Here is a 12,539-nt window from a genome sequence, read left to right as displayed (position 1 = left end):
TGGCGGCGTTTTTATGCCGCCAGGACGGCGTACGCGCTTTGCAGCTTGGCTGGCGTGATCGCTACAACCATAGCAGTCCAAACTGCGCATGGTCGGAAGCTGCTGTGGCCGGCGCATTAGGTATTCGCCTGGGGGGACCCAATGACTACTTCGGCGAGCGCGTTGAAAAACCGTGGATTGGCGATCAACAACGAGACATTTCTGTAGACGACATTTCCCAAACGATTCGATTGATGTGGGTAGCATCGACCCTGGCACTGGCGCTTTTTATTGCGCTGCGCTGGCTGTGGCTCGGTGTCGCCTGAGGACAACAAAATGCACTATATCCAGCAGCCTCAAGCAATTGAGGCCAAAAGTTTCGACATCATTGGCGAGATTATCAGTGAAACCCGCCCGGACTATCAGTTTGCCAGTCCGTTGCATGAAGCCATCATCAAGCGGGTGATCCACACCACCGCGGATTTCGACTGGCTGGACATTCTGTGGTTTTCCAGCGATGTGCTGGAACAGTTTTGCGCTGCATTGAGTCGCCCGAGCGTGATTTATACCGATACCACGATGGCGCTTTCCGGGATCAACAAAAACCTGCTGGCAAAATTCGGTGGCGAATGCCGCTGTTACATCAGCGACCCACGTGTGGTGCGGGCAGCAAAAGAACAGGGGATCACTCGTTCAATGGCTGCAGTCGACATTGCCGTGAAGGAAGAGGGCGAAAAACTGTTTGTCTTTGGCAACGCGCCAACCGCGTTGTTCCGACTGCTGGAACATGATGCACCTGTCAGCGGTGTGGTTGGCGTACCGGTAGGATTTGTTGGCGCGGCGGAGTCGAAGGATGCCCTGACACAAAGTCATCTGCCCGCCATTGCCGCATTAGGTCGCAAAGGTGGCAGTAACGTCGCCGCCGCTATCGTCAACGCCATGCTTTATCACATGCAGGGGGCGCGATGAGCGACCAGTCCTTCGACACGCCAGTGTGGCACAACGGTAAAGCGCTGCGTAAAGGATACACCACGGGATCGTGTGCGACGGCGGCGGCAAAAGTCGCTGCGTTGATGGTGCTGCGCCAGCATCTGATCCATCAGGTTTCCATTGTGACGCCTTCCGGGGTGACGTTATGCCTGAACGTGGAGTCACCGCATATCGAAGGGCAGCAGGCGATTGCCGCCATCCGCAAAGATGGTGGCGATGATGTGGACGCCACGCATGGGATGCTGATCTTTGCCCGCGTGACGTTAGACGATAGCAAAGAGATCGTCTTACAGGGCGGTGAAGGTGTCGGTACGGTGACCCGTAAAGGGATTGGTTTGCCGGTGGGCAGTTCGGCGATTAACCGGACACCTCGTCAGACCATTGAGTCCGCAGTACGTGAAGCGATTGGACCAAATCGCGGGGCAAAAATTGAGATTTTTGCGCCTGAAGGTGAAGAACGGGCGCAAAAAACCTACAACTCGCGGCTGGGGATTCTGGGCGGTATTTCGATCATTGGTACCACGGGCATTGTTACGCCGATGTCAGAAGAGAGCTGGAAACGTTCGCTATCGCTGGAGCTGGAGATCAAACGCGCGGCAGGGCTGGATCGCGTAGTACTGGTACCGGGTAATCACGGCGAACGTTTTGTGCGTGAGCAAATGGGGATCGACACACAGGTTGTGGTCACTATGAGCAACTTTGTCGGTTACATGATTGAAGAAGCGGTACGCCTGGGATTCCGCCAGATCGTGCTGGTCGGCCACCCCGGCAAACTTATCAAAATCGCGGCAGGGATCTTCCATACCCACAGTCATATCGCTGATGCCCGCATGGAAACGCTGGTGGCTCACCTCGCATTACTTGGCGCGCCGTTGGAACTACTGACGCTGGTCAGCGACTGCGATACCACCGAGGCGGCGATGGAACACATCGAAGCGTATGGTTTCCAGCACATTTATGACCATCTGGCCAGGCGCATCTGTATGCGCGTCCTGCAAACGTTGCGTTTTACCAAAAATCCCCCGACCTGCGACGCCATCATGTTCTCTTTTGATAACCAGGTGCTGGGGAGCAATCGCCCGATCGCCGAGATCGCTGAGGAGATGCAATGTTAACCGTTGTAGGGATGGGGCCCGCAGGGTTGCATTTGATGACGCCGGTGGCGCGCGATGCGGTTGCAATGGCCGATGTGCTGATCGGTGGCAAGCGACATCTGCAGCAGTTCCCGGATTTTGCCGGTGAGCGGTTTGCTCTTGGCGCCAATATTCCGGAGCTATTGAACTGGATAGGCGAACATCAGGCGCAAAACGTGGTGGTGCTGGCATCCGGCGACCCGCTGTTCTACGGCATTGGCACGCGGATGGTGGCGCATTTTGGTATTGAAAATGTGCGCATTATTCCCGGCATTAGCGCGGTGCAGTATCTGTGTGCGCAAGCTGGTATTGATATGAACGACATGTGGCTCACCAGTAGCCATGGTCGCAGTGTCTGTTTTGATGAACTGGCGCGACATAACAAGGTTGCGATGGTGACCGACGCGCTGTGTGGTCCGCGTGAAATTGCACAGCAGTTGGTTGCCAGAGGCAAAGGACATCGCTGGATGGTGATTGGCGAAAACCTGGCGATGGACAATGAGCGTATCCACTGCCTGCCTGTGAGCAAAATTACAGCCGACTATGACATGAATGCAGTGGTGATACTCGATGAAAGATGAGCTTTTTCTACGTGGAGAGAAAGTGCCGATGACCAAAGAAGCGGTACGCGCACTTGCCCTCTCAAAACTTGAATTACACCGCGCCAGTCACCTGATTGATATTGGTGCCGGAACCGGCAGCGTGTCGATAGAAGCCGCGCTGCAATACCCAGGATTACGCGTGACGGCAATTGAGCGTAATCCGGATGCGCTCAGGCTGCTGGACGAAAACCGTCAGCATTTTGCCTGCGCAAATATCGACATTTTTCCAGGTATCGCGCCGATGACTATCGCGGAAAAAGCCGATGCCATTTTTATGGGCGGCAGCGGCGGCCATCTGACCGAACTGATTGACTGGTCAATGCGTCAATTGCATCCCGCAGGGCGGTTGGTGATGACATTTATCCTTCAGGAAAACCTCAACACCGCGCTGGCTCATCTGGACCGTCCTGGCGTACAGGGTGTGGATTGCCTGCAACTGCAGGTTTCCTCACTTACCACGCTGGGTAGTGGTCACTATTTCAAACCGAATAACCCCGTATTTGTTATCGCCTGTCAGAAGGAAGGAACCCATGTCTGAGATTTTTGATCCCCGTAGTGTGTGGTTTGTTGGCGCAGGTCCTGGCGATCGCGAGCTGATTACCCTCAAAGGGTACCGGTTGCTCCAGCAGGCACAGGTAGTTATCTATGCCGGATCGCTGATTAACACTGAATTACTGGAATATTGCCCGGCCGGAGCGGAATGTCATGACAGCGCCGAACTGCATCTGGAGCAGATCCTTGATCTGATGGAAGCGGGTGTGAAAGCCGGTAAAACCGTCGTGCGTTTGCAAACCGGTGATGTTTCCTTATATGGCTCCGTGCGTGAGCAAGGCGAAGAGTTGACTAAACGCGGGATCGACTGGCAGGTGGTGCCTGGCGTTAGCGCATTCCTGGGCGCGGCTGCGGAGTTGGGCGTCGAGTATACCGTACCGGAAGTTTCGCAGAGTTTGATCATTACCCGTCTGGAAGGTCGCACGCCGGTACCGGAACGTGAACAACTGGAGTCGTTTGCCAGTCACCAGACATCGATGGCGATTTATCTTTCCGTCCAACGTATCCACCGGGTTGCTGAGCGTCTGATTGAAGGCGGTTACCCGGCGGCCACGCCAGTGGCGGTGATCTACAAGGCAACCTGGCCGGAAAGTCAGACCGTGCGTGGTACCCTGGCAGATATTGGCGACAAAGTTCGCGACGCAGGGATCCGTAAAACGGCGCTCATTCTGGTCGGTAATTTCCTGGGCTCGGAGTATCACTACTCCAAACTCTATGCGGCGGATTTTAGCCATGAATACCGTAAAGCCTGAATCACTTGCGCTATTTTGCCTGACCCCCGGCGGCGTTGTGCTTGCTAAACGTCTGGCGGCGATGCTGCCGGTAACCTGTTTTACCAGTGAAAAGCTGCTGGAGGAAGGGTTTATTCCCTTCGAAAACGGCTTTGCTAATACCGCCCGCGAAGCGTTTGCGAATTACTCGGCGCTGATTTTTATCGGGGCGACCGGCATTGCGGTGCGCGTGCTGGCCCCGCTGGTCAACGACAAATTTTGCGATCCGGCAGTGGTGGTCATTGATGAACGTGCCCAGCATGTCATTAGCCTGCTCTCCGGTCATGCGGGAGGAGCTAATGCTCTGGCGCGTTATCTGGCGGGGATGCTGGGGGCCGACCCGGTCATTACCACCGCGACGGATGTTAACGATATGGCGGCGCTGGACACGCTGGCGTTTCAGTTAAATGCCCGTATGAATGATTTCCGCTCGGCGGTCAAAATTGTTAACCAGATGCTGGTCAGCAACAAACGGGTTGGTCTGTGGTGGGACGACGAACTGGCACAGGACGTCAGCCATTGCGACCGCCGTGGATTTATCACGGTGACCGACCTCAATCAGCTTCCTGAACTGGATGCGCTGATTTGTATTACCTTGCGCAACAATCTGCCTGAGCTGCCAGTTGTGCACTGGAAGCTGGTACCGCAGCGAGTGGTTGCCGGAATTGGCTGTCGTCGGGATACGCCGTTTCCACTGTTAGCAGCGCTACTGGCACGTCAACTCGAAGCACAGCGCTTCGACCCGCTGGCGTTAAAAGCCATTGGCAGCATCACGCTGAAAAAAGACGAACAAGGGCTTATCCAGTTGGCCTCCTGTTGCCGCGTGCCTTTCGAAACCTTTACCGCTGACGCGCTGCGTGAGCATGAACACCGTTTTCCGGCCTCATCGTTTGTTCGCAAAACGGTGGGTACAGGAAGCGTTTCCGGTCCTGCAGCCTGGCTGCTGAGCCACGGACAACTGTTAGGCGAGACCCTGCGAGAACAGGGCGTCACGATCACTTTGGGAGTTTCACACTGATGTTAAGCGTAATTGGAATTGGCCCTGGCTCGCAGGCAATGATGACCATGGAAGCCGTTGAAGCATTGCAGGCAGCGGAAATCATCGTGGGTTATAAAACCTACACCCATCTGGTAAAAGCGTTCACAGGCGACAAGCAGGTGATCAAAACCGGGATGTGCAAAGAGATTGAACGCTGTCAGGCAGCGATCGAACTGGCGCAGGCGGGTCACAACGTGGCGTTGATCAGCAGCGGTGACGCTGGGATTTATGGTATGGCCGGGCTGGTACTCGAACTGGTCAGCAAGCAAAAGCTGGACGTTGAGGTCCGGTTGATACCTGGCATGACCGCAAGTATTGCCGCCGCTTCTTTGCTGGGTGCGCCGCTAATGCACGACTTCTGCCACATCAGCTTAAGCGATCTGTTAACGCCATGGCCGGTTATCGAAAAACGCATTATTGCTGCCGGTGAAGCTGACTTCGTTATCTGTTTCTACAACCCACGCAGCCGGGGTCGCGAAGGACATCTGGCGCGTGCATTTGAACTGCTTTCCGCCAGCAAGAGCGCACAAACGCCGGTTGGTATTGTGAAGTCAGCCGGACGTAAAAAGCAGGAAAAATGGCTGACCACGCTCGGTGATATGGATTTTGAACCGGTGGATATGACCAGTCTGGTGATCGTGGGCAATAAAACAACCTATGTTCAGGACGGCCTGATGATCACGCCACGAGGTTATGTGCTGTGAATTATGGTGATGTGCTGGTCATGGGCGGCACCAGCGACGCGCGCATGCTGTGCCAGCAACTGGATGCGGCAAACGTGGCTTACACCCTGTCAGTTGCGACCCCGACGGGAAAGCAGCTTGCGGGAGACATCAAAGGTCAGGTGCGCTGCGGGCGTCTGGAACGTGAGCAAATGATTGCCTGGCTTCAGGAAAATCGGACGCGCTGGGTGATCGATGCCTCGCATCCTTACGCCGAGGTAGTGAGCCGCAACATCATGAATGCCTGCGAAGCGGCGGGCGTACTGCTGAGTCGCTATCAGCGCCCTGAACAGTTAAGCGGTTTAACCCACCCGCACCTGTATACCGTACAGAGCATTCAGCAAGCCAGCGAGGTTGCGCGGCGCTTCGGTGACCGCGTGCTGCTGACGACCGGCAGTAAAGATCTGGCCATCTGGCGCAAAGAGTTGCCTGAAAAAACGTTGCTGGCGCGCGTCCTGCCTGTACCCGAAGTCATTCAGCAATGCGCGGACCTGGGATTTGGCGTCGGTGAGATCTTTGCGCTGTGCGGACCGTTTAGCGCCGAGTTCAACGCTGCGTTTTATCGCCAGTGTCAGGCTGATGTGGTGATCACTAAGGCATCAGGCGCGGAAGGGGGTTATCAGGAAAAAGTGCAACCCTGTCTGGATGCCGGTATCCCCTGCATCGTGATTACACGCCCGGCACCGTTGGTGACGGGAGAAGAATTACTGGAAAGTCAGGCTGCCTTTGCGGCGCGTTTAACGCGCTGGCTGGCCGCGGCTTAAGGAGTTAGAGATGAAAAAGGCGCTTCTGGTGGTCAGCTTTGGCACCAGCTATCACGACACCTGCGAGAAGAATATTGTGGCCTGTGAGCGCGATCTTGCAGCCAGTTGCCCTGACCGCGACCTGTTCCGGGCGTTTACCTCAGGGATGATTATCCGCAAGCTCAAGCAGCGTGACGGCATTGAAATCGACACGCCGCTGCAGGCGCTGCAAAAGCTGGCGGAGCAGGGGTATCAGGATGTCGCGATTCAGTCGCTGCACATCATCAACGGCGACGAATACGAAAAAATTGTCCGCGAAGTACAAAGTATGCGCCCGCTGTTTTCTCGCCTGACGCTGGGTGTACCACTACTGAGCAGCGTTGAAGATTACGCACAGCTGATGCTGGCGCTGCAACAGCAGATGCCGGCGCTTGGCGAAAATGAAAAAGTGGTCTTTATGGGGCACGGGGCCAGCCATCACGCCTTTGCTGCCTATGCCTGTCTTGACCACATGATGACGGCGCAGCGCTTCCCGGCTCGCGTAGGTGCAGTGGAAAGCTACCCGGAAGTTGAGGTGCTGATCGAAAGCTTAGGTCAGGAAGGCGTGACGGCGGTTCATCTAATGCCGCTAATGCTGGTTGCAGGCGACCACGCTATCAATGATATGGCCTCCGATGAAGAGGATTCGTGGAAAACGTTGTTTAACGCAGCAGGCATTCCAGCTACGCCATGGCTCAGCGGTCTGGGTGAGAATCCGGCGGTTCGTGCCATGTTCGTCGCCCATTTACAGCAAGCGCTGAACGTAGCGTTGGAGGAAGCAGCATGAGTGGCAAATTGTATGCACTGAGCACCGGGCCTGGTGCTGCCGATCTGATAACCGTGCGCGCAGCACGCACGCTTGGGGCGCTGGATATTCTTTATGCGCCAGCCGGGCGTAAAGGTGGCGATAGTCTGGCGTTGTCGATTGTGCGGGAGTATATCGGTGAGCAGACCGAGGTTCGCTGCTGCCATTTCCCGATGAGTGCCGACAGTGCTGAAAAAGAGGCCGTCTGGGATGAGGTCGCTGCTGCGTTGGTACAGGAAGTGGAAGCGGGTAAACAGGTAGGTTTTATTACCCTCGGCGACGCCATGCTGTTCAGCACCTGGGTCTTTTTACTGCAGCGCATTGGTTCGCCTGACTGGTTAGAAATCGTCCCGGGCGTGACCTCTTTCGCTGCGATTGCCGCGCGTTCGAAAACTCCGCTCGCCATGGAGCAACAATCGCTGGCAGTGGTCTCCTGTACCGCGCCGGAAGCTGAAATTCAGCAGGCGTTAAAGCAGCATGACAGCCTGGTGCTGATGAAAGTGTACGGTCGTTTTGCGCGCATCAAAGCGCTGCTGCAACAAGAAGGCTTGTTGGACTGTGCACTGATGATGTCTGAAGCCACGCTGCCGGGCGAGCAGTGCTGGCGCCATCTCGACGAGGTGAGCGACGATCAGCCGCTGCCTTATTTCTCGACCATTCTGGTCAACAAACAGTGGGAGTATGCACAATGAAGCTTGAACAACAGCTAAAACAGCTGTCTTTCAGCGGGTTGGCAGCGGCGCTATTACTGATGATTGTTCCTGAGCAAGCGTTCGCGATGCACATTATGGAAGGTTTTCTGCCGCCAATGTGGGCGCTGGCATGGTGGCTGCTGTTTTTACCCTGCCTGTGGTACGGGCTGGTGCGCCTGCGCCAAATCGTGCAGGAAGATAATCACCAGAAAGTTTTACTGGCACTGTGCGGCGCCTTTATTTTTGTGCTGTCGGCGCTGAAAATTCCTTCCGTTACCGGAAGTTGTTCACACCCTACCGGCGTAGGCCTGGCGGTTATCCTGTTTGGACCAGGCGTAGTGGCCATCCTCGGGGCAATCGTTTTGCTGTTCCAGGCTCTGCTGCTGGCGCACGGTGGTTTGACGACGCTTGGCGCTAACGGTATGTCGATGGCGGTAATCGGCCCGGTTGTTGGGTATATGGTGTGGAAGTTGGCCTGTCGCGCGGGGTTCCGCCGTGATGTTTGCGTCTTCTTGTGCGCGATGCTGGCGGATCTTGTCACCTATTTCGTCACCTCAGTGCAACTGGGCGTGGCGTTCCCGGATCCGTCTGCTGGCGCTACCGGTTCAATCATTAAGTTCATGGGAATTTTCTGTCTGACGCAGATCCCCATCGCGATTGCGGAAGGGTTACTCACCGTGCTGATTTACGATCAGCTAACCAAACGCCAGTTAATAACCGCACAAGGACATTAACGATGAAAAAGACGCTGATTATATTGGGCATGGTAGTGGCGCTGGTGATCCTGCCGTTCTTTATCAACCACGGTGGTGAATACGGCGGCTCGGACGGTGAGGCGGAGAGTCAGATTCAGGCTATTGCCCCGCATTATGAGCCGTGGTTCCAGCCGTTATATGAACCGGCAAGCGGTGAGATTGAAAGCCTGCTGTTTACGCTCCAGGGATCGCTGGGCGCAGCCGTAATTTTCTACATATTGGGTTACACCAAGGGCAGGCAACGTCGTGATGACCGGGCTTGACAGGCTTAGCTATCAAAGCCGCTGGTTTCATGTCTCACCGGTGCGGAAATTTCTGCTCTGGCTAATGATGATGATTCTGGCCTTTACTCTGCCCCCGCTGGGGCAGGGTATCGAGATGTTGCTGATAGCGGCGCTCAGTTGCTGGCTGCTGCGGGTTTCTTTCTGGCGCTGGTGTCGCTGGATGGCGTTACCGTTTGGATTTCTGACGATCGGCGTGGTGACCATCCTGTTTAGTTTTAGCCGCGATCCGCAGACTTTGCTGGCCAGCATTCCCGTTGGCAGCTACTGGTTGGGCGTTAGCGCCCCAGGACTTGTCACCGCAAATGAAACCTTCTGGCGCAGCCTGGCTGCACTGGCGGCAACGTTCTGGCTGGTGCTGAATTTACCGTTTCCGCAGTTAATTATCCTGCTCAAACGTGCACATGTCCCACGACTGATGACCGAGCTGATTCTGCTGACCTGGCGCTTTATTTTTATCCTGTTAGACGAGGCACTCGCCATTCATCGCGCACAAACGCTGCGTTTTGGTTATCGTAGCTTGCCATTAGGCTATCGCTCCCTGGCGATGCTGGTGGGATTATTGTTTACCCGCGTGTTGATCCGTTATCAGCAAATGACCACCACACTGGATATCAAACTGTATCAGGGTGATTTTCACCTGTAAGGAAAAGTATGCTTGCCACCTCAGCGCTTTGGTTTCGCTACCAGGATGACCCGATTCTCAAAGGGCTAACGCTGGACTTTTCTCAACATGCCGTCACCGGACTGGTGGGGGCCAATGGCTGTGGGAAGTCCACGCTGTTTATGAACCTGAGCGGTTTACTGCGCCCACAACAGGGGGCGGTGATGTGGCAAGGAAAACCACTGGATTACAGCAAGCGCGGCCTGCTGGCGCTACGTCAGCAGGTGGCAACGGTATTTCAGGACCCCGATCAGCAAATCTTTTATACCGACATCGACAGTGACATCGCGTTTAGCCTACGTAATCTTGGCGTGGACGAGGCTGAAATTGCCCGTCGGGTGGACGATGCCTTGACGCTGGTCGACGCCCAGCATTTTCGCCATCAGCCGATTCAGTGCTTAAGTCACGGGCAAAAAAAACGCGTGGCGATTGCCGGGGCGCTGGTGCTGCAAGCGCAGTATCTGTTACTGGATGAACCCACAGCCGGTCTCGACCCATCAGGGCGTACGCAGATGATCGAGATTATCAAACGCATTGTGGCGCAAGGAAATCATGTGGTTATTTCCAGCCATGATATTGATCTCATCTATGAAGTCAGCGATGCGGTGTATGTTTTACGTCGCGGAGAAGTGCTGACGCACGGTACGCCGGGTGACGTGTTCGCCCGTACCGATCTTATTGAACAAGCCGGGTTAACTCAGCCATGGCTGGTGAAATTGCACACCGAGCTGGGCTTCCCGCTGTGTAAAACAGAGGCTGAATTTTTTAGTTGTATGCGAGAGAACGCACTGAAGGAGGCGTCATGACGCAGGCGATAATGTTGCAGGGAACGGCATCTGATGTGGGTAAAAGCGTGTTGGTCGCCGGGCTGTGTCGAATTTTTTATCAGGATGGGCTGCGTACCGCGCCGTTCAAATCGCAAAACATGGCGCTGAACTCTGGTATTACGCCAGAGGGCAAAGAGATGGGCCGCGCGCAAATTTTTCAGGCTGAGGCCGCCGGCATTACGCCAGATGTGCGTATGAATCCGGTGCTGCTTAAACCGACCAGCGACCGTAAAGCGCAGGTTGTGCTGATGGGCAAAGTGGCAACCGATATGGATGCGGTCAGTTACCACGAGTACAAACCGCGTCTGCGGGATCAAATCCTGTCAGTTTATAACAGTCTGGCGCAAGAGTTCGATGTGCTGGTGCTGGAGGGGGCGGGAAGCCCGGCCGAGATTAACCTGCGCGATCGCGATATCGTCAATATGGGCATGGCTGAAATGGCGCAATGTCCTGTGATTTTGGTGGCGGATATCGACCGTGGCGGGGTGTTTGCCTCCATTTACGGCACGCTGGCGCTATTGCACGATCATGAACGCGCCAGGGTCAAAGGGGTGATCATCAATAAATTTCGCGGCGATGTGGCGCTGCTGTATTCCGGTATTGAGCAAATTGAAGCGCTGACCGGGGTGCCGGTACTGGGCGTCATGCCATGGCTGGATGTGGATCTGGAAGATGAAGATGGCGTTGCGCTGCAAAAGGGCAAATATTTGCGCACTGATAAACGCGACATCGACATCGCCGTGGTGCAAATCCCGCACATTTCTAACTTTACTGATTTCAATGCGCTTGCCGCACAGCCGGATGTGCGCGTGCGCTATGTGCGCCAGCCTGAAGAACTGGCGGGGGCCGATCTGGTGATTCTGCCCGGCAGCAAAAATACGCTGGGCGATCTTGTGTGGCTGCGTGAGAGTGGAATGGCGCACGGCGTCGTGCAATTGCATCGTAATAACGTGCCGGTGGTGGGGATTTGCGGCGGCTATCAAATGCTCGGCGATACGATCATCGATGAAGTGGAGTCAGGGCTTGGCACGCTGCCGGGTCTTGGCTTGCTCAATACCGTCACCCATTTTGCCCAGCACAAAACCACCACTCTGGTTGAGGGAAAAATGTCCTCCTCGCTGCCTGACTGGCTGGCGGGCGCGGCGGGGTTATCCGTTCGTGGTTACGAAATCCATATGGGCGAAACGACGTTAACCGAAGAATGCCGGTCGGTGATGACGCTGCGCAAAGACGGCGGCAATGTGGCTGACGGCGCGGTTACGCCGGATGGCCTGGCGTTTGGTACTTATCTTCACGGTCTGTTCGACAGCGATGAATTTACCCGGGCGCTGGTTAATGGCCTGCGCGTACGTAAAGGGTTAGCACCGCTGGATTCCACCTTCCATTACGCGCAATATAAATCGCAGCAGTTTGATCTGCTGGCGGATGCGATGCGGCAACACATCGATATTGAGAAAATTTATACCATCATGCAGCAACACCGGGAGCCCGTATGATGATTCTGGTTACCGGCGGTGCGCGTAGCGGTAAGAGTCGACATGCGGAAGCGCTGATCGCGGATTCTCCAAACGTTTTGTATATCGCGACTTCGCAGATCTTTGATAAGGAGATGGCGGCGCGAATTCAGCATCATCGCGATGGACGCCCTGCGCACTGGCGTACAGCTGAACGCTGGCAACATCTCGATGAACTGATAACGGCAGAAAACGATCCGCAAGAAGCCATTTTGCTGGAGTGCATTACCACGATGGTGACCAACCTGCTGTTTGCACTGGGCGGTGACAGTGACCCGGATAGCTGGGATTACGCGGCGATGGAGCAGTCGATCGAGGATGAGATCCGTTCGCTGATTGCTGCCTGTCAGCGCTGCCCGGCAAAGGTTGTGCTGGTGACCAACGAAGTGGGAATGGGGATTGTTCCGGAGAACCGTCTGGCACGGCATTTTC

General features: G+C 55.4%; 17 protein-coding genes. All 17 read left to right on the top strand.

Features of this window, described 5'->3' with window-relative positions; all coding sequences use genetic code 11:
* Positions 1-305: cobalamin biosynthesis protein (locus tag FDX03_RS23535; protein WP_249357086.1), on the top strand; the 305-nt coding region annotated here is incomplete at its 5' end.
* Between the two features lie 10 nt (positions 306-315).
* A complete protein-coding gene (locus tag FDX03_RS15930; RefSeq protein ID WP_048211988.1) occupies positions 316-948 on the top strand; it encodes a cobalt-precorrin-8 methylmutase in 633 nt (210 codons plus the stop codon).
* Positions 945-2,084, top strand: coding sequence for a cobalt-precorrin-5B (C(1))-methyltransferase CbiD (gene cbiD, locus FDX03_RS15925; RefSeq protein ID WP_048211987.1), 1,140 nt, complete (start codon positions 945-947; stop codon positions 2,082-2,084). Before FDX03_RS15930 ends, cbiD begins: the two co-directional genes overlap by 4 nt.
* Positions 2,078-2,683 carry a cobalt-precorrin-7 (C(5))-methyltransferase gene (locus tag FDX03_RS15920; RefSeq protein ID WP_048211986.1) on the top strand — a complete coding sequence of 202 codons (606 nt, stop codon included), beginning with the start codon at positions 2,078-2,080 and terminating at the stop codon, positions 2,681-2,683. The genes cbiD and FDX03_RS15920 overlap by 7 nt, the downstream gene beginning before the upstream one ends.
* Complete coding sequence (locus FDX03_RS15915) at positions 2,673-3,242, top strand: decarboxylating cobalt-precorrin-6B (C(15))-methyltransferase (RefSeq protein WP_048211985.1); 570 nt, start codon at positions 2,673-2,675, stop codon at positions 3,240-3,242. Before FDX03_RS15920 ends, FDX03_RS15915 begins: the two co-directional genes overlap by 11 nt.
* Complete coding sequence (locus tag FDX03_RS15910) at positions 3,235-4,008, top strand: cobalt-precorrin-4 methyltransferase (protein WP_005123046.1); 774 nt, start codon at positions 3,235-3,237, stop codon at positions 4,006-4,008. The genes FDX03_RS15915 and FDX03_RS15910 overlap by 8 nt, the downstream gene beginning before the upstream one ends.
* Positions 3,989-5,044 (top strand): cobalt-precorrin 5A hydrolase, encoded by a 1,056-nt coding sequence (gene cbiG / locus FDX03_RS15905; protein ID WP_061067717.1) that lies wholly within the window; start codon positions 3,989-3,991, stop codon positions 5,042-5,044. Before FDX03_RS15910 ends, cbiG begins: the two co-directional genes overlap by 20 nt.
* A complete protein-coding gene (locus FDX03_RS15900) occupies positions 5,044-5,769 on the top strand; it encodes a precorrin-3B C(17)-methyltransferase (protein WP_048211983.1) in 726 nt (241 codons plus the stop codon). The genes cbiG and FDX03_RS15900 overlap by 1 nt, the downstream gene beginning before the upstream one ends.
* Positions 5,766-6,551 (top strand): cobalt-precorrin-6A reductase, encoded by a 786-nt coding sequence (locus tag FDX03_RS15895; RefSeq protein WP_116360209.1) that lies wholly within the window; start codon positions 5,766-5,768, stop codon positions 6,549-6,551. The genes FDX03_RS15900 and FDX03_RS15895 overlap by 4 nt, the downstream gene beginning before the upstream one ends.
* A 10-nt stretch (positions 6,552-6,561) precedes the next feature.
* Positions 6,562-7,356, top strand: a complete 795-nt coding sequence (locus tag FDX03_RS15890; protein ID WP_048211981.1) for a sirohydrochlorin cobaltochelatase — start codon at positions 6,562-6,564, stop codon at positions 7,354-7,356.
* Positions 7,353-8,066, top strand: coding sequence for a cobalt-factor II C(20)-methyltransferase (locus tag FDX03_RS15885; RefSeq protein ID WP_005123035.1), 714 nt, complete (start codon positions 7,353-7,355; stop codon positions 8,064-8,066). The genes FDX03_RS15890 and FDX03_RS15885 overlap by 4 nt, the downstream gene beginning before the upstream one ends.
* Positions 8,063-8,800 carry a cobalt ECF transporter S component CbiM gene (gene cbiM / locus FDX03_RS15880; RefSeq protein WP_048211980.1) on the top strand — a complete coding sequence of 246 codons (738 nt, stop codon included), beginning with the start codon at positions 8,063-8,065 and terminating at the stop codon, positions 8,798-8,800. The genes FDX03_RS15885 and cbiM overlap by 4 nt, the downstream gene beginning before the upstream one ends.
* A gap of 2 nt (positions 8,801-8,802) precedes the next feature.
* Positions 8,803-9,084 carry an energy-coupling factor ABC transporter substrate-binding protein gene (locus FDX03_RS15875; protein WP_003030289.1) on the top strand — a complete coding sequence of 94 codons (282 nt, stop codon included), beginning with the start codon at positions 8,803-8,805 and terminating at the stop codon, positions 9,082-9,084.
* Positions 9,071-9,748: an energy-coupling factor ABC transporter transmembrane protein gene (locus FDX03_RS15870; RefSeq protein ID WP_061067719.1), complete on the top strand. Its 678-nt coding sequence runs from the start codon at positions 9,071-9,073 to the stop codon at positions 9,746-9,748. Before FDX03_RS15875 ends, FDX03_RS15870 begins: the two co-directional genes overlap by 14 nt.
* 8 nt (positions 9,749-9,756) lie before the next feature.
* A complete protein-coding gene (locus FDX03_RS15865) occupies positions 9,757-10,572 on the top strand; it encodes an energy-coupling factor ABC transporter ATP-binding protein (protein ID WP_061067720.1) in 816 nt (271 codons plus the stop codon).
* Positions 10,569-12,089: a cobyric acid synthase gene (locus tag FDX03_RS15860; protein WP_061067721.1), complete on the top strand. Its 1,521-nt coding sequence runs from the start codon at positions 10,569-10,571 to the stop codon at positions 12,087-12,089. The genes FDX03_RS15865 and FDX03_RS15860 overlap by 4 nt, the downstream gene beginning before the upstream one ends.
* The coding region (gene cobU, locus FDX03_RS15855) for a bifunctional adenosylcobinamide kinase/adenosylcobinamide-phosphate guanylyltransferase (RefSeq protein ID WP_249357085.1) at positions 12,086-12,539 on the top strand (454 nt) is incomplete at its 3' end. The genes FDX03_RS15860 and cobU, both read left to right, overlap by 4 nt.

The organism is Citrobacter sp. wls827 (genome assembly GCF_005280875.1).
GTDB lineage: Bacteria > Pseudomonadota > Gammaproteobacteria > Enterobacterales > Enterobacteriaceae > Citrobacter > Citrobacter youngae.
The sequence above is the reverse complement of the archived record's forward strand: the minus strand, read 5'-3'. Positions and strand labels throughout refer to the sequence as shown.